Annotated in this window: 14 protein-coding genes; 12 read left to right on the forward strand and 2 right to left on the reverse strand. The window is 70.8% G+C overall.

Annotated features, from left to right (window positions below; genetic code table 11):
* Positions 1-80: 80 nt before the first annotated feature.
* From ACQP0P_RS11215 to ACQP0P_RS11270, 12 genes are all read left to right on the forward strand, one after another.
* Positions 81-1,244, forward strand: a complete 1,164-nt coding sequence (locus ACQP0P_RS11215; RefSeq protein WP_433381810.1) for an allantoate amidohydrolase — start codon at positions 81-83, stop codon at positions 1,242-1,244.
* Positions 1,232-2,593: a formimidoylglutamate deiminase gene (locus ACQP0P_RS11220; RefSeq protein WP_433374528.1), complete on the forward strand. Its 1,362-nt coding sequence runs from the start codon at positions 1,232-1,234 to the stop codon at positions 2,591-2,593. Before ACQP0P_RS11215 ends, ACQP0P_RS11220 begins: the two co-directional genes overlap by 13 nt.
* The gene (gene hutI / locus ACQP0P_RS11225) at positions 2,590-3,762 is read left to right on the forward strand and encodes an imidazolonepropionase (protein WP_350924891.1); all 1,173 of its coding nucleotides are present in this window, start codon (positions 2,590-2,592) and stop codon (positions 3,760-3,762) included. Before ACQP0P_RS11220 ends, hutI begins: the two co-directional genes overlap by 4 nt.
* Positions 3,763-3,972: 210 nt before the next feature.
* Positions 3,973-4,911 (forward strand): sigma-70 family RNA polymerase sigma factor, encoded by a 939-nt coding sequence (locus ACQP0P_RS11230; protein ID WP_433374531.1) that lies wholly within the window; start codon positions 3,973-3,975, stop codon positions 4,909-4,911.
* A 534-nt stretch (positions 4,912-5,445) separates the two neighbouring features.
* Entirely contained in the window at positions 5,446-6,765 is a 1,320-nt protein-coding gene (locus ACQP0P_RS11235) for an ammonium transporter (protein WP_433374534.1), read from the forward strand.
* Positions 6,762-7,100: a P-II family nitrogen regulator gene (locus tag ACQP0P_RS11240; protein ID WP_433374536.1), complete on the forward strand. Its 339-nt coding sequence runs from the start codon at positions 6,762-6,764 to the stop codon at positions 7,098-7,100. Before ACQP0P_RS11235 ends, ACQP0P_RS11240 begins: the two co-directional genes overlap by 4 nt.
* 3 nt (positions 7,101-7,103) lie before the next feature.
* Positions 7,104-9,380 (forward strand): [protein-PII] uridylyltransferase, encoded by a 2,277-nt coding sequence (locus ACQP0P_RS11245; protein WP_433374539.1) that lies wholly within the window; start codon positions 7,104-7,106, stop codon positions 9,378-9,380.
* Between the two features lie 249 nt (positions 9,381-9,629).
* The gene (locus tag ACQP0P_RS11250) at positions 9,630-12,446 is read left to right on the forward strand and encodes a nitrate- and nitrite sensing domain-containing protein (protein WP_433374542.1); all 2,817 of its coding nucleotides are present in this window, start codon (positions 9,630-9,632) and stop codon (positions 12,444-12,446) included.
* A complete protein-coding gene (locus ACQP0P_RS11255; protein ID WP_433374545.1) occupies positions 12,443-12,865 on the forward strand; it encodes a roadblock/LC7 domain-containing protein in 423 nt (140 codons plus the stop codon). Before ACQP0P_RS11250 ends, ACQP0P_RS11255 begins: the two co-directional genes overlap by 4 nt.
* Before the next feature lie 39 nt (positions 12,866-12,904).
* Positions 12,905-13,267: a DUF742 domain-containing protein gene (locus tag ACQP0P_RS11260; protein WP_433374548.1), complete on the forward strand. Its 363-nt coding sequence runs from the start codon at positions 12,905-12,907 to the stop codon at positions 13,265-13,267.
* Positions 13,248-13,835, forward strand: a complete 588-nt coding sequence (locus ACQP0P_RS11265; protein WP_433374551.1) for a GTP-binding protein — start codon at positions 13,248-13,250, stop codon at positions 13,833-13,835. The genes ACQP0P_RS11260 and ACQP0P_RS11265 overlap by 20 nt, the downstream gene beginning before the upstream one ends.
* A 174-nt stretch (positions 13,836-14,009) precedes the next feature.
* A complete protein-coding gene (locus ACQP0P_RS11270) occupies positions 14,010-14,354 on the forward strand; it encodes a hypothetical protein (RefSeq protein WP_433374553.1) in 345 nt (114 codons plus the stop codon).
* 28 nt (positions 14,355-14,382) lie between these two features.
* On the opposite strand, the gene ACQP0P_RS11275 is transcribed toward ACQP0P_RS11270, so the two are convergent.
* Together ACQP0P_RS11275 and ACQP0P_RS11280 are read right to left on the reverse strand one after the other, a co-directional pair.
* The gene (locus tag ACQP0P_RS11275; protein ID WP_433374556.1) at positions 14,383-15,342 is read right to left on the reverse strand and encodes an SIS domain-containing protein; all 960 of its coding nucleotides are present in this window, start codon (positions 15,340-15,342) and stop codon (positions 14,383-14,385) included.
* Positions 15,343-15,368: 26 nt separating this feature from the next.
* Entirely contained in the window at positions 15,369-16,334 is a 966-nt protein-coding gene (locus ACQP0P_RS11280; protein WP_433374559.1) for a hypothetical protein, read from the reverse strand.
* Between the last annotated feature and the right edge of the window lie 174 nt (positions 16,335-16,508).

Below are 16,508 nucleotides of genomic sequence, written 5' to 3' on the forward strand. Positions count from 1 at the left end.
TGGGACAGGGAATCGGGTGAAGGTGCGGCGGACTCGCCAATGAATGGGATCATTCACATAATGGGAGGGTGTTCGACGAGATGTGGGGTGCCATCGAGCACCTCGGACGTGATGGCCGGACCCGGGGCTACCTGCGAGACGCGTGGTCGCCGGCGGATCTGGAGCTTCGGCGCTGGTTCGGACAGGAGGCGGCCAGGCGCGGCCTCGACCTGAGGGAGGACCGCAACGGCAATCTGTGGGCCTGGTGGGGTGACCCGTCGGTGCGGCCGGGCGTGGTCACCGGCAGCCACCTCGACTCGGTACGGCAGGGCGGCGCCTTCGACGGCCCCCTGGGAGTCGTGTCGGCCTTCGCTGCCCTCGACCTGCTGCGGGCCAGGGGCTTCCGACCCGCACGCCCCCTGGGGATCGCCTGCTTCACCGACGAGGAGGGCGCCAGGTTCGGTGTCCCGTGCGTCGGCTCCCGCCTGCTGACCGGAATCCTGGACCCGGACAGGGCGCGCGCGCTGACCGACGACGAGGGCGACTCGCTGGCCGAGGTACTGCGCGCGGCGGGACGCGACCCGGGCGCCCTGGGCCGGGACGAGGAGACCCTGCGGCATGTCGGGGTCTTCGTCGAGCTCCATGTCGAGCAGGGCAAGGACCTGATCCACCGGGACGCGCCGGTCGGTGTCGCCTCGGCCATCTGGCCGCACGGCCGCTGGCGGTTCGACTTCCACGGCCAGGCCAACCACGCCGGCACCACCAGGCTGGCCGACCGCGACGACCCGATGCTGCCCTTCGCCCGTACCGTGCTCCACGCCCGCCAGGCCGCCGAGCGCGGCGGCGTGGTCGCCACCTTCGGCAGGACGCGTGTGTCGCCCAACAACGCCAACGCCATCCCCGGACTGGTCAGCGCCTGGCTGGACGCCAGGGGCGGGGACGAGGAGGCGGTCAGGGCGCTGGTCGCCGAGCTGACCGAGTTCTCCGGTGCCGAGGTCACCGTCGAGTCGTGGACCCCGGTCGTCGACTTCGACGCGGTCCTGCGCGAGCGGGTCGTCGCCGCCGCCGGAGGCGCACCCGTCCTGCCGACCGGGGCCGGACACGACGCGGGCATTCTCGCGTCCGCGGGCGTGCCCAGCGCGATGGTGTTCGTCCGCAATCCGACGGGCATCTCTCACTCTCCGGACGAACACGCGGAGACGGCCGACTGCCACGCGGGGGTCACCGTCCTCGCCGCGGTCTTGGAGGACCTGTGCGCGAGCTGAACTACTGGTGCGAGCTGGCCTGGCTGCCACCGGGCGAGGCCGTCGCGGGAGTACTCGTCAGGGTCCACGACACGGTGATCTCCGAGATCGTCACCGGTGTGGCGACCCCGCCCGGCGGAGCCGTCCGGCTGGCCGGGCTGACCATCCCCGGCTTGGCCAACGCGCACTCCCACGCCTTCCACCGCGCCCTGCGCGGGGTGACGCAACGGGAGAAGGGCAGTTTCTGGACCTGGCGCGAGCAGATGTACGAGGTGGCGGGGACCCTCGACCCCGACTCCTATCTCAGACTCGCCAGGGCCGCGTTCGCCGAGATGGCGCTGGCCGGCATCACCTGCGTCGGGGAGTTCCACTACCTGCACCACGGTCCGGGCGGCAGGCGCTACGACGACCCGAACGCCATGGGCCACGTGCTCGTCCAGGCGGCGCGCGAGGCGGGGCTGCGCATCGCACTGCTGGACGCCTGTTACCTGACCGGTGGCGTCGGCACCCCGCTGAGCGGTGTCCAGCTGCGGTTCGGCGACGGCGACGCCGACGGGTGGGCGGCACGGGCGGAGGCGCTCACGACCCACTACCGGGGCGATCCGGACGTGGAGATCGGTGTGGCCGTGCACTCGGTCCGTGCGGTCAGGCCCGAGCAGATCCCCGTGGTCGCCGAGTTCTCCCGCCACCACGCGGCCCCGCTGCACGCCCATGTCTCCGAGCAACGGGCGGAGAACACCGCCTGCGTGGAGGCGTACTCCGCGAGCCCGGTCCAGCTGCTGGAGGCGCACGGCGCGCTCGGCCCCCGCTCGACCGCCGTGCACGCCACGCACCTGTCGGACGTGGACGTCGCGCTGCTCGGCGGCTCCGGCACGCGCGTGTGCATGTGCCCCACGACCGAGCGCGACCTCGCCGACGGCATCGGGCCGGCCAGGGCGCTGTTCGACGCGGGGGCGCCCGTCACGCTCGGCTCGGACAGTCACGCGGTCGTCGACCTGTTCGAGGAGGCCCGCGCGGTCGAACTGGACGAGCGGCTGGCCACCGAGCGGCGCGGTCACTGGTCGGCCGCCGAGCTCCTGCACGCCGCCACGGCGGCGGGACACGACTCGCTCGGCTTCGCCTGCGCGGGCATGCTCGTCCCCGGCGCGTGGGCCGACCTGGTGTCGGTGCGCCTGGACTCGGTCCGTACGGCGGGCGCCTCCCCGGCGCACCTGGCCGAGACCGTCGTGTTCGCCGCCACGGCAGCCGACGTGCACTCCGTGGTGTCGGGGGGCCGCCGCGTGGTCACCGAGGGCAGGCACGTACTCGGTGACGTGGGCGGCATGCTCACTCAGGCGATCATCGAGGCACGAGCGGGGAGGTCGGTATGACGAGCGAGGACCGGCAGGTGAGGAGCACCCTCTTCGACCGCATCGGACTGCTCTACACGGGCGATCCGGCGCGGGAGGAGATCGAGGACGCGGCGCTGGTGGTGCAGGACGGCGAGGTGGTGTGGGCGGGGCCCGCCGGCGCGGCTCCCTGCGCCGACGAGCGGGTGGACGTGGACGGGCGCTGCGTGATCCCTGGGTTCGTCGACAGCCACGCCCACCTCGTCTTCGCGGGCGACCGCACGGCCGAGTTCGCCGCCCGCATGGCGGGCCTGCCCTACACGGCCGGCGGCATCCGCACCACGGTGTCGGCCACCCGCGCCGCCTCCGACGCCGAACTTGTGACGCTCACCGCCGCCCTGGTCTCGGAGATGCTCGCCCAGGGGACGACCACGGTGGAGATCAAGAGTGGTTACGGCCTCACGGTCGAGGACGAGCGCAGGTCCCTGGAGATCGCGCGGGGGTTCACCGAGGAGACCACCTACCTGGGCGCGCACGTGGTGCCCCCCGACGCCTCCTCGGCCGACGAGTACGTCCGCACGGTCACCGGGGAGATGCTGGAGGCCTGCGCGCCGCACGCCCGGTGGGTCGACGTGTTCTGCGAGCGCGGCGCCTTCGACGCCGACCAGAGCCGGGAGATCCTCCTCGCCGGGATGAAGGCGGGACTGCTGCCGAGGATCCACGCCAACCAGCTGGGCGCGGGCCCCGGGGCGCGGATCGCCGCCGAGGTGGGTGCGGCCTCCGCCGACCACTGCACCCATCTGAGTGACGACGACGTCTCGGCGCTGTCGTCGGCGGGAGTGGTGGCCACCCTGCTGCCCGGCGCGGAGTTCTCCACCCGCTCGCCCTACCCGGACGCCCGCCGCCTGCTGGACGCCGGGGTGACGGTCGCGCTGGCCACCGACTGCAACCCGGGCTCCTCCTTCACCTCCTCGATGCCCTTCTGCGTGGCGCTGGCGGTCCGCGAGATGCGGATGACACCGCTGGAGGCGATCAGGGCGGCCACCTACGGCGGGGCCAGGGCGTTGCGCCGCGGGGACGTCGGCACGCTGCGCGTGGGAACCAGGGGGAATCTGGTGATCCTGGACGCCCCGACGTACGTCCATCTCGCCTACCGGCCGGGGGTGCCGCTGGTGACACAGGTGTGGAAGGAGGGACGCCGTCTGGTTTAGCCCTCTTTGCCGGGGGCAGCCGCGAGCCTTGTCGTGGCGTCGGGAGGCATCCTCCCTGAGGAGGAGTTCAGAACCATTCTCCAGGCGTACTTCTTGAGGGAATCTTTGCCCTGATCCAGCCGTTGAAAAGTCAAGCGACGTGTCCGCGCGCATGGGGCGTTGAGCGAGCGGGTGGACACGTCATAAGCAGCCGGAGCGAGGTGCCATCGGATGGCAAGGCCGACGGGGAATCGGACGCAGGATCAGCATGTCTCTGACAGGGACCTGCTCGGAACCTACCTGGCAGAGATTGGCAGGGTGCCCCTGCTCACCGCGGAGGAAGAGGTGGAACTCGCCAAGCGGATCGAGGCGGGTCTCTTCGCTGAGCAGTTGCTGGACGGCGGGTTGACGGAGCCGCGGATCGCGGACGCCGTCGATGAGGAGCTTGAGCGTTTGGCCGTTTCCGGACGAAGGGCCAAGGATGAATTCATCCAGGCCAATCTACGTCTTGTGGTGGCTGTCGCGCGCAAATATTCAGGGCGGGGAATGCCGCTGATCGATCTGGTTCAAGAGGGAAACCTGGGATTGGTTCGCGCGGTTGAGAAGTTCGACTACCGGCGCGGTTACAAGTTCTCGACGTATGCCACCTGGTGGATCCGGCAGTCCGTGGGGCGCGCCATCCACGAGCAGGCCCGGCCGGTCCGCCTGCCCACCCACGCGGGTGAGCAGATGACCAGGCTGATGCGGGTCCGCCGGGACATGCTGGCCGAGTTCGACGCCGAGCCGACCGACGCCGACCTGGCGGCGGTGCTCGAACTGCCCATCGAGCGGGTGCGCGAGCTCCGCCGCTGGGCCTCCGACCCCGTCTCCCTGCAGCTGGGCGTGGGCGACGAGGACGAGACCGAACTCGGCGACATGATCGCCGACGACACGTGGGCCGATCCCGAGCAGCAGGCGATGGACGTCCTTGAGCGCGAGCGTCTGGAGGAGTGGCTGACGGGGCTGGAGGGGCAGACCCGCGAGATGCTCCGCTGGCGCTACGGCCTGATGGACGGTCGCGAGCACACGCTGACCGAGGTCGGCGAGCGCTACGGCATCGGCAGGGACCGCGCGCGCCGCATCGAGCGCGACGCCCTGGCCCGGCTGCGGAAGATGGCCACGGCGGCCTGAGCCGTCTGCGATCCGGCACGCTCCCTGTGGGGGCGTGCCGGATCGTTTTTTCTGGGTGTGTTCTGGCTCTGTGCCCGCTGCGGTGGCCGGCCGGCCGGACCGCCCGCCCACCGCGGCGTGAACGGCGGCAGGAGACCGCGCGGCGTGAACGGTGGTTGGGATCGCGCTGGGAGCGATCGGTTCGTGCCTTCGCCGGGTAGGGAGTACGGCTCAACGTATTCGCCCGGATGAGGGGACATGACGGGCGTGGCGGCGGTCATGCGCGTGGTCATCGGCGGCCCTCCGAAGGCTCCGGTGGTTGCCCACCTGGGCCTCTTTTGGGGCATTGATGAGTCGAGACATGCCCGGTCCGAAACTCGATGGAAACATCGTGTGGCCGAGATTCACAGATGTGAAACACGCAGGGTCGCGCCTTGAAACGGCGGAAGAACACGCTGTGGCGCAACGTCAGTGCGCGGCCGGTCGACGGAGCCCTGGAAGCGTCCACTGCATGTGAAACCGGCAAAACGCCAATTGGAAGGAGGGTCGCTTCGCATGGAGATCGATAGCGGCTCCACAGCCTGGATGCTCGCGAGCACCGCACTCGTCCTGCTCATGACGCCAGGTCTCGCTTTCTTCTACGGGGGCATGACCAGGGCGAAGAGCGTTCTCAACATGATGATGATGTCGTGGGTCAGCATCATCGTCGTGACGATCGCCTGGGTTCTCTACGGTCACTCGCTGGCCTTCGACACCGTCGGGGACGGCTCCGGATTCCTCAACAAGATCATTGGTGGGCTCGACAACATCGGGTTGAGCGGCCTGGTCGAGACGGCGACCAAGGATGACGGCACCGGTATGCCGAGTCTGGTCTTCTCGACGTTCCAGATGACTTTCGCGATCATTACGGTCGCGCTGATCAGTGGCGCGCTCGCCGACCGGGTCAAGTTCGGCGCCTGGGTGGTTTTCGCCCTCGTCTGGGCGACCGTCGTCTACTTCCCCGTGGCCCACTGGGTGTGGGGCGGCGGCTGGCTGAGCACCCTCGGCATCGAGGACTTCGCCGGAGGCACCGTCGTCCACATCAACGCCGGTGCCGCGGCCCTGGCGGTCGCGCTCGTGATCGGCAAGCGTGTCGGCTGGCGCAAGGACCCGATGCGGCCGCACAACCTCACGCTCGTCCTCCTCGGCGCGGGTCTGCTCTGGTTCGGCTGGTTCGGCTTCAACGCGGGATCCGAGCTCGCCGTCGACGGCACGACCGGCCTGGCGTTCATGAACACCCAGATCGCCACCGCGGTCGCGGCCGGCGCCTGGATCCTCGTCGAGAAGCTCCGCGACGGCCACTCCACCACCCTCGGTGTCGCCTCCGGTGCGGTCTCCGGTCTGGTCGCCATCACCCCGGCCTGTGGTTTCGTCGACCCCTGGGCGGCGTTCGTGATCGGCGCGCTCGCCGGTGTCGCCTGTGCCTACGCGGTCGGCCTGAAGTACAAGCTCGGCTACGACGACTCCCTCGACGTGGTCGGCGTTCACCTGGTCGGCGGTGTCGTGGGCGCGGTGGCGCTGGGCTTCGTCGCCGCCTACCCGTTCGCCGACGGTCAGGAGAAGGGCCTCTTCTACGGCGGTCCGATCTCCCAGCTCGGCGTGCAGGTGCTCGGTCCCGTCGCGGTCGGCGCCTACTCCTTCATCGTCTCCTGGATCATCGCGAAGATCATCGACAAGACGATGGGCTTCCGCATCACCCAGGAGCAGGAGATCGCCGGCGTCGACATCACCACCCACGCCGAGACCGGTTACGACCTCGGCACCATCCACTCCTCGGGTGTCGCGGCCGTCAACGGTCCGGTTTCCACCCCGGCGTCTAAGAAGGTGGACGCATGAGACTCATCACCGCGATCATCAAACCGTTCAAACTGGACGATGTGAAGGCGGCCCTGGAGCAGTTCGGGGTTCAGGGCATGACGGTCAGCGAGGCCAGCGGCTACGGCCGCCAGCGCGGCCACACCGAGGTCTACCGGGGTGCCGAGTACCAGGTCGACCTGGTGCCCAAGGTCCGCCTCGAAGTGCTCACCGAGGAGGACGACGCCGAGGACGTCATCGACGTCATCGTCAAGGCCGCACAGACCGGCAAGATCGGCGACGGCAAGGTCTGGTCCGTTCCGGTGGACACGGTGATCCGTGTCCGCACCGGGGAACGCGGACCTGAGGCGCTCTAACCGGTGAGAGGCGACACTCGCTCGTACGCCGCGGCCCGTAAGGAACGGGCCGCGGACATCGACCGCTGGCTGACGGACCTGGTCAGGACCGCCTGCGGCACGCCGTACGGGCACAACGGGGGAACGACGAGAAACGACGAGCGCGGCGCCCTCAGCGGAGTCGCGCTCGTCGCGGTTGGGAGCCTGGGCCGCTCGGAGCTCGCGCCGGGCAGTGACCTCGACCTGGTCCTGCTCCACGACGGGCGAGATGATGTGGCGCGTATCGCCGACCGCATCTGGTATCCGATCTGGGACTCCGGGATCGGCCTCGACCACTCGGTGCGGACCGTGGACGAGGCGGCGAGGGTGGCCGGGGAGGACCTCAAGGCGGTCCTCGGGCTGATCCAGGCCCGGCACGTGGCGGGAGACCAGGAGCTGACGCGGTCGGCGCGCGAGGTCGTGCTCGCCGAGTGGCGGGCCGACTCCCGGCGCCGCCTGGGCGAGCTGCGCGATGCCGCGGACAAGCGGGCGGAGGCGAGCGGGGAGCTGGCGTTCCTGCTCGAACCCGACCTCAAGGACTCCCGCGGCGGCATCCGTGACGTGCAGGCGATGCAGGCCGTGGCGGCGGCCTGGGTCGCCTCGGCTCCCGGCCCGCGGGTCCGCGAGGCCTACGAGCTGCTGCTCGACATCCGGCACGGCCTGCACCTGGTGACCGCCCGAGGTGCCGACCGGCTGGTGCTCCAGGAGCAGGACGCGGTCGCCGGGATTCTCGGCCTGCTCGACGCCGAGGCGCTGATGCGCAGGCTCGCCGAGGCCGCCAGGACCATCGGGCACGCCTTCGACTCCACCTGGCGGACCGTCGACCGGCTGCTGAGCGGTCCCACCCCCCGTGGCCGCCGCCCGCTCGCCGACGGCGTCGTCGAGCACGGCGGAGAGGTCGTGCTGGCCCGCGGGGTCAACCCCCGCAAGGATCCGACCCTCGTGCTGCGTGCCGCCGCCGCGGCGGCCGAAGCGGGGTTGCCGCTGGCACCCGCCACGGTCAGCACGCTGGCAGCCCAGTCGCCGCCACTCCCCGTGCCCTGGCCGGACGAGGCACGCGATGCCCTGGTGGCCCTGCTGGGCGCCGGGCGTGCGGCCGTGCCGGTCTGGGAGGAGCTGGACCAGGCGGGGATGCTGGTCCGCCTGCTGCCCGACTGGGAGCGGGTGCGACACCGCCCGCAGCGCAACCCGGTGCACCGCTACACGGTCGACCGGCACCTGATCGAGGCCGCCGCCGGGGCCGCCTCGTTCACCCGTGAGGTCTCCCGGCCCGACCTGCTGCTCATATCGGCGCTTCTGCACGACATCGGTAAGGGATACCCCGGCGACCACTCCACCACCGGCGCCGTCGTCGCCCGCGACATCGGGACCCGGATGGGCCTGCCCCCGGGGGACGTCGACACCCTGGAGACCGTGGTCCGCCATCACCTCCTGCTGCCCGAGACGGCCACCCGCCGCGACCTGGACGACCCGGTGACCATCTCCCGGGTGGCCGAGGCCGTCGGTACGCGCGAGGTCCTCGAACTGCTGGCGGCCCTCGCCGTGGCCGACGGCCACGCCACCGGGCCCGCCGCCTGGAACTCGTGGAAGGCCTCACTGGTCACCGATCTGGTACGCCGGGTCCGTTCGGCGCTCTCCGGCACCCCGCTGCGGCCCGCGCCCTCGCTCTCGGTGGAGCAGGCGTCCCTGGCCCGACACGGCGGAGGCGCCGTGCGGATCAACGGGGGAGCGGTCACCGTGGTCGCGCCGGACCGCGCCGGGCTGCTCTGGCGTGCGGCCGGGGTGCTGGCCGCGCACCGGATGGTGGTCCGTGCCGCGTCGGCGGCCTCGGCGGGGGCGACCGCCGTGATCGAGTTCTCGGTCGTTCCCGAGTACGGCTCGCCGCCCGACCCCGCGACGCTGGAGGCCGACCTGCGGCTGGTCCTGGCCGGCCGCCTCGACATCGAGCAGCGCCTCGCCAGGAGGAGCAGGTCGATGCGCCCGGTCCGGGTGCCGGTGGCGCCGCCCAGGGTGAACCTGGTGGATGACGCGTCGAACACCGCGACGGTCATCGAGGTGCGTGCCCATGACCGTCCGGGACTTTTGTGGCGGATTGGTAGAGCGTTTGGTGAATGTGGCCTTGACGTACGGGCCGCCCGTGTGGAGACTCTCGGCGCAGAGGCGGTGGACGTCTTCTACGTGGTCGACAGAGCCGGCCGCCCGCTGACCGACGAGGTCCAGCGAGCTCAGATACGGGACCAGGTGCTGGCTGCCCTGCGGTAGCCGCGGATGACCGCCCCCTCGTCGCCTTCGTAACGATTAAAGGCGATATGTCGGTTTTGTCGATTCTTTCACGTGACCTTGTGGTCTGATGTTGTGCATCTGTGTCGTGATTGAGGGGTAGCGAGAGCTGTGGCGACGGCGACATCCGATAACGGGAGTGCTTCGGCACCCGACCGTGGCAAGCGGTCTGCCGCCCGGTTCGGCCTGAAGAACTGGCGTGTCCGCTCGCGTCTGACGGCTCTGATCCTGGTGCCGACCACAGTGGGTGTCGTGCTCGCGGGCACGCGCGTGGTGGCCTCCGTCGACAGTGTCGCCGGATACCAGCGGACCGCCGCCGCGGCGGAGTACTCCGGCGGTCTTCGGGATCTGGCCCAGGCGCTTGGATTGGAACGTGACAGAGGTGCCTGGGCATCGTTCCAGCCATCGGACAAGGGGTTGAAGGAGAGCGAGGAAGCCCAGCGGAAGGTGGTCGACGCACTGACCAGGAAGGTGCTGGTGGAGGTTCAGGCGATCGACGACTCCTACGGCCCCCGAGCCGTTGAGGCGGCCAGGAGCGTCGCCTACCAGCTGGAAGGCCTTGCCGAGCTGCGCCGCCTGCCGGGCACGACCCGGGTGGAACGTTACAGCCACATGATCGCCCCGTTGCTCAAGCTCCACGAGGAGTTCACGCTGGTCAGCGACGATTCGGAGATCATCGGCAACACCCGCGCGCTCAGCGCCCTGGCGTACGCCAAGGAGGAGGTCTCCAAGCAGCGCGCCCGCCTGCTGGCCGGCTACTACGCGCCCTCGTTGATCAACCCGCAGGAGATCGAGAAGTTCATCGCCTCCCGTTCCCGGATGAACGAGTTCGAGGCGGACTTCAGTGTCGAGGCGAGCTCGGCCAACGGCCGGCTCCTCGCCGGCGCCATGATCGACGAGAGGGTGTACCGGGCCGAGCTGACCAAGTCCAGAGCGATCGTGCTCGCCGGCGACCCTCGGCACACCGGCCGGCTGCTGTCGGGGTCCAACGATGTCAAGCAGTGGTTCTCGGACAACACCGCGGTCCTCGACCTGATGCGGAAGGTCGAGACCAAGGTCGCCGATGACGTGGTCGCCAGGGCCCGGATGCTGGAGGACACCGAGCAGCGCAACGCGATCATCACGTCCGCCCTGATCCTGCTGCTGCTGTTGCTGGTGCTCGGCCTCACGGTGGTCATCGCCCGCTCGATGGTGACGCCGTTGCGCCGCCTGCGAGCCGAGGCGCTGGAGGTCGCGGGCTTCAGGCTTCCCGAGGTGGTGCAACGGCTACGGGTCTCCGGCGACACCAGGACGCCCGAGATCGCCCCCATCCCGGTCGAGAGCACCGACGAGATCGGCGAGGTGGCCAAGGCCTTCGACGAGGTCCACCGGCAGGCCGTTCGCCTGGCCGCCGAGGAGTCCGAGCTCCGCTCCAACGTCAGCGCGATGTTCGTCAACCTGTCGCGTCGCACGCAGACCCTGGTCGAGCGGCAGATCTCGCTGATCGACGGCCTGGAGAAGGGCGAGGAGGACGGCAACCGCCTGGCCGACCTGTTCAGGCTCGACCACCTGGCCACCCGCATGCGGCGCAACTCCGAGAACCTCCTGGTCCTCGCCGGTCACGAGCCGCCCCGCAGGCGCAGCAAGCCGGCCAAGCTCGTCGACGTCGTGCGCGCCTCCCTGTCGGAGGTCGAGGACTACGAGCGGGTCCAGGTCAGGGTGCACCGTACGATCTCGGTCGCGGGCAGCGCCGCCAACGACGTCGTGCACCTGGTCGCCGAGCTGGTGGAGAACGCCATCCAGTTCTCCCCCCGGGCCAGCCGGGTCGTGGTCTCCAGCAGTGCGATCGAGGGCGGCGGCGCGCTGCTCGCGGTCAGTGACCCGGGTATCGGCATGACCCACGAGGAACTGGTCGAGGCGAACCGCAGGCTGGCGGAGCCGCCCGTCGTCGACGTCTCGGTGTCGCGGCGCATGGGCCTGTTCGTGGTCGGCCGCCTGGCCCTGCGGCACGGCATCCGGGTGCAGTTGCGCCCGCAGGAGGGCGGCGGCCTCGTCGCCATGGTGCTGCTCCCGCCGGAACTCGTCACTCAGGAGGACCAGCCGGTACGGACCCCCTCCTGGGGGGCGGACTCCTGGGGGGCGGAGCAGGCGGCCTCGGGGGACTTCTCCGCCCAGGCGCCCACCGGTCGCCCGCCCGTCCAGCAGCCCTCGTTCGGGCAGGATTCGTTCGGGCAGAGTTCTTTCGGCCACAGCTCCTTTGGGCAGGATTCGTTCGGGCAGGCGTCCCCCCCGGACGCACCCTCGTTCGGCTCGACCTCGCTGCCCGGTGACCACCTCGCCGCGGAACGGCAGGCCTCCGCGGGTCAGGCGGACTCGTCCGGTGCTCCGGCGGGTGGCGCGCCACTGCCCAAGCGCCAGGTCGGCGAGCTGAAAGGCGGCGGGGGTGTCCCCACCCAGGGATTCTCCTCATGGGGCGAGTCCTCGTACGAGTACGAGTACGGGTACGGGTACGAGAACCCGGCGACGGTGGCGATGCCCGCGGTGGGCGTCGCCCCGCTCGAAGCCGAGCAGGAGGAGTACCTGCCCATCTTCGCCTCGGTCGAGTCGGCCTGGTTCCGCCGGGCGGACGGTCCGGCGGAAGACGAGGTGCCCGCGCCCCTCGCGCCGGCGAGCACGTCTGGCGAGCAGTCCACACCACCGGCGGGTGTACCGGTCCACCAGGCGGCTCACGAGCCGGTCTCACCCTCGGTAGGAGCGGAGGCGGAGCGATCCGCGACGGGCGACCCGGACGGCTGGAACACCTCATCCGACGCCGGCTGGCGGGCCGCCCAGGCGGTGAGCGACCCCACCCTCGGTGGGATCACCGCCGCGGGCCTGCCCAAGCGCACTCCCCGGGCGAATCTCGTACCGGGCACGGCCGCTCCCACGCCGTCCAGCCCGGCGCCGTCCGTGTCCCCGGACAGGGTGCGCAACCGCCTGACGAGTTTCCAGCAGGGGGTGCGACGAGGTCGCGCCGAAGTAGCCGACGCCACTACCAGGAGCCTTACCGACAAGGAGGATGGCTCGTGACGACCCTGAGTCATGAGGCACGCAGGTTCGACTGGCTGATCACCGAGTTCGTCCGCGGCACGCCCGGTGTCGCGCACGCGGTGTGCGTCTCCGCCGACGGGCTGAGAGTCGCCAGCTCGGAGGGATTTCCGGCCGACAGGGCCGACCAGCTCGCCGCGGTCGCCGCGGGTCTGCTCAGCCTGACCGTGGGGGCCTCCCGCGTGTTCGACGGAGGACCGGTCACCCAGACCGTGGTCGAGATGGAGCGCGGCCTGTTGCTGGTCATGGCGATCAGCGACGGTTCCGCGCTCGCCGTGCTGGCCTCCTCCGACTGCGACATGGGTCTGGTGGCGTACCAGATGACCCTGCTCGTCGAGCGGGCCGGCCAGGTGCTCACCCCCGCGCTCCGTGCCGAGCTACAGTCCCTCCGGGGCCGGTAGTGGCCGGGGCCGTGTCGGGTTTGTTCAGGGGAGGGGTCAGTGCGGGGGATTGACGGGAGCCAGGACGACGAGCCGCTGTTCCGTCCGTACACCGTCACCGGTGGCAGGTCGGAGCCCCGTTTCCACCTGGCCATGGAGACGTTGGTCTCCTCTTCCTTCATCATGGAGGAGGACCTGGCTCTGCTCACCCCCGAGCAGGATGCGATCATCAGGCTCTGTCGCTCGTACCGCTCTGTGGCTGAGATCTCGGCTCTGCTGAAGGTTCCGCTCGGCGTGGCCCGCGTTCTGGTGGCGGATATGGTCGACGAGGGCTTCGTCCGCATCCATCAGCCGCGTCTTGATGAGGGACAACCGGATCTCAACATGCTCGAAAGGGTTCTCAGTGGACTTCGCAGGCTCTAATCAGGGTGGCCTGACGTCAACGAAAATCGTTGTCGCCGGCGGGTTCGGTGTCGGTAAGACCACGTTCGTGGGGGCGGTGTCGGAGATCCTGCCGCTGACCACGGAGGCGGTGATGACCGACGCCAGCGCCGGGATCGACGACCTGGGGCTGACTCCGAACAAGACCACCACCACGGTCGCGATGGACTTCGGCCGTCTTTCGCTGGACCGCGACCTGATCCTTTACCTGTTCGGCACGCCCGGCCAGCATCGGTTCTGGTTCATGTGGGACGACCTGGTCCGCGGCGCGATCGGCGCGGTGGTTCTGATCGACACCCGGCGGCTGGCCGACGGCTTTCCGGCGATCGACTACTTCGAGGAGGCCAAGCTCCCCTTCCTGGTCGGCATCAACGGCTGGAACGGAGAGTTCCCGCACAACGAGAACGAGGTGCGCGAGGCGCTGACACTGGCCCCGCACATTCCGATCGTGCGGACCGACGCCCGCTCCCGGGACTCGGTCAAGGGCACGCTGATCACTCTGGTCGAGCACGTTCTGCGGGTCCGCGCGGCCTACGGCACGTCCGTGTAGCCCTCGTCGCGTCCGGGTGGGGCCGTGGTCCGCGACCACCCCACCCGACGACACCCCTGCTGGCGCTCGTTCGGAGGTCGCCGTCGCGGGCCCCGCGGTGAGCGACGTGGTCCACCTGCTGGCCGAGTTGGTGGAGAACGCCGTCTCGTTCTCGCAGACGAAAACCAGGTCACGGTGTCCAGCAGCCGGATCGAGGGCGGAGGCGTGATGATCTCGGTGACCGACCAGGGCGTCGGCATGACGCTCGACGAGCTCACCCAGGCCAACCGGCGGCTGGCCAACCCGCAGGCCGCCGACGCCTCGGTCGCCCGTCGTTCCCGCAGGCTTCCGGTGCGGGGCCGCCCGTTGCCGAGGGAGCGCCCCCGAGGGTTCCCATGCTCGCGGTGCCTCCCGCGCAGACCTGGCCCGCACCCACCTGGGACGGGCGGCCGGACGCGAGCGCGCCGAGCGTGTGGAGTCCGCCCCCGGAACGGTCCCGCCCTCCTCGCACGCGTCCTCAGCGGCCTCGACCAGATCTGAGGCCCGTCGTGGGCCCGCAGCGGGCGGGTCAGCTCGGGGTGAGCCACCACCTGGCGGCGACGAGCTCGGCCACCAGGGTCTCGGTCAGGAGCGCCACGTCGGGGTCGTCGTCGTGGAGGTAGCGGACGGCGGCCTTGGCGCCGGGAAGATCACCGCCGACGGCCAGGACCGTGGAGCCGCGCTGCCGGATCCAGTCCATGGCCTGCTCGTCGTAGCGAGAACCGGGGAACAGGATGGCGCGGTAGTCCAGGGTCTTGGTGAGATAGACGTCCACGTGGGCCCAGTCGCCGGTCTCGCACGCGTCGGCCGCCCTGCGCGGCCCCTCCCGGAACATCAGGGCCGACTGCTCGGCGGAGGACAGGTGCTCGGCGGGGGCGATCGTGTAGACGCCGTGCGGGCCGTCGAGCAGTGCCGCCGCCGGCTCCAGCCACTCGTCGCGGCGCTCCAGCAGATCGGCGGTGGCCTCGGCCGTACGGCGGAGCAGTGCGGGTGAGTCCCCGCCGGAGGCGGTGAGGCGGTTTCCGAGTGCCAGGAGCAGGGCGAGGGTGTGCTGGAAGGTCCGGCAGGCCACGCCGCCGCGCTCCTCGCCGGCCAGCATCGGAACCACCAGGTCGGCGCCCTCGGTGACCGGCGAGCCCGGCGCGTTGGTCAGTGCGAGGACGAAGGAGCGGCCACGCATGCGGGCGACCGCGTCGAGGGTCTCCCTGCTGCCACCGGTGGCGGAGATGGCGACCACCAGGGTGTCCGGGCTCGGCGGGTAGGTCAGGGCGGCGGAGGCGTACTCGGCCACCGCGTCCACCCCGGCGGCCCGCAGGCGCAGCGCGGCCACCCGGGCGGCGTACCGGGAGCTGCCCATGCCGAGGAAGACCACCCGCCGGATCCCGGAGGGAACTCCGGCGAACAGGTCGTCGGCCTCCAGGGCGCTCGCCAGGCCGGTCAGCGCGGCGGGCTTGGCCTCCAGATCGGCGAGGTACAGCTCGGGAATCACGTGTTCTCCTTCATCGGTTTCAACGGTCACCGGTAGCGGGACCGCAGTACGCCCATCGGGGCGTAGCGCCAGCGGGGGAGGTGCCGGGCGGCGTAGACGAGCTCGCGGCACTCCTGCTCGATCTCGAACGGGCGCAGCAGGGAACGGTCCAAAAGTCCGGCGTGGCCCAGCTCGGCCAGGCGGCCTGAGTAAGCCGACTCCAGGGTGGCACGGGCCGCGACGGCCCACTCGGCGATCATCGCCGGATCGGCGTCGCGGCGCCTGACCGCGACCTGGCCGACGTGTTCGAGGCTCGTGGTGAGCTGGGCGAGGTCGCGGGCGGCGGGCTGGAAGGGGGCGGCGTCCGCGACGGTCGGGTTGCCGTCGAAGTCGATCACCGCGTACCCGTCCCGCCAGCGGAGCATCTGGCCGACGTGCAGGTCGCCGTGGATGCGGATCAGTGGGGTGGCGCCAGCGGAGGCCAGCGGAGCCAGGCCGGCGCGGAGCGCGCCGGCGTGGGCCGCGAGCCACTCGCCGTCCTCGCCGCCGGTCAGTGCCAGCGCCGCCTCCAGCGCCTCGCCGGCCCGGAGCGACCACGGGCCCTCCGCCGTACGTACCGGGTCGGGGAAGGTCGCCGACGGGGTCGCCATCGCCGCGTGCAGGTCGGCCGAGAGGGCGCCCAGGTCGGCGGCGAAGGAGGTGCCGAAGGAGACGGCCTCGTCCACGCACCACTCCCAGCCGTCCCTCGCCTCGGGGAGGTAGGCGGTGACGAGGGCGAGCAACGTCTCGGAGCCGTCGTCCGCGCGCCGGGAGAGGGCCGCGTAGGGCGTGGCGGTCGCGGTGAAGCCGACCGATGTCAGGTGCGCGAACATGTCGGGCGCGGGCGCCGGGAGCGGCACGGGCGGGGTGAGCCATTTGACGACCACCCTCTCGCCGACGACCACCGAGTGGTTGGTCTGGTCGACGTCGAACCCGCGCTCACCCGTCCCAGAGGCTCCGTCGATCCATGACAATTGAGTGTCGGTTGAGAAAACTGTGGCAGCCGGGGAGGGAAGTGGATGGAACCGGCGCACGCTGAAGGGGGAGGGGGCAGCGCTGGTCAGAGCGTCAAGGAGGGCGCTGCTCCGTCCGTCGCCGGCTCGGGGAACCGTGTCGAGCCGGTTCCAGATTGAAGCTGGATTTAACAA

The sequence above is a fragment of the Streptosporangium sp. CA-115845 genome, from assembly GCF_050943795.1.
Classification (GTDB): domain Bacteria; phylum Actinomycetota; class Actinomycetes; order Streptosporangiales; family Streptosporangiaceae; genus Streptosporangium.

Coding starts and splice junctions, on each gene's coding strand:
- ACQP0P_RS11215 (WP_433381810.1), top strand. CDS start 81: ATGTGGGGTGCCATCGAGCACCTCGGACGTGATGGCCGGACCCGGGGC.
- hutI (WP_350924891.1), top strand. CDS start 2,590: ATGACGAGCGAGGACCGGCAGGTGAGGAGCACCCTCTTCGACCGCATC.
- ACQP0P_RS11230 (WP_433374531.1), top strand. CDS start 3,973: ATGGCAAGGCCGACGGGGAATCGGACGCAGGATCAGCATGTCTCTGAC.
- ACQP0P_RS11235 (WP_433374534.1), top strand. CDS start 5,446: ATGGAGATCGATAGCGGCTCCACAGCCTGGATGCTCGCGAGCACCGCA.
- ACQP0P_RS11240 (WP_433374536.1), top strand. CDS start 6,762: ATGAGACTCATCACCGCGATCATCAAACCGTTCAAACTGGACGATGTG.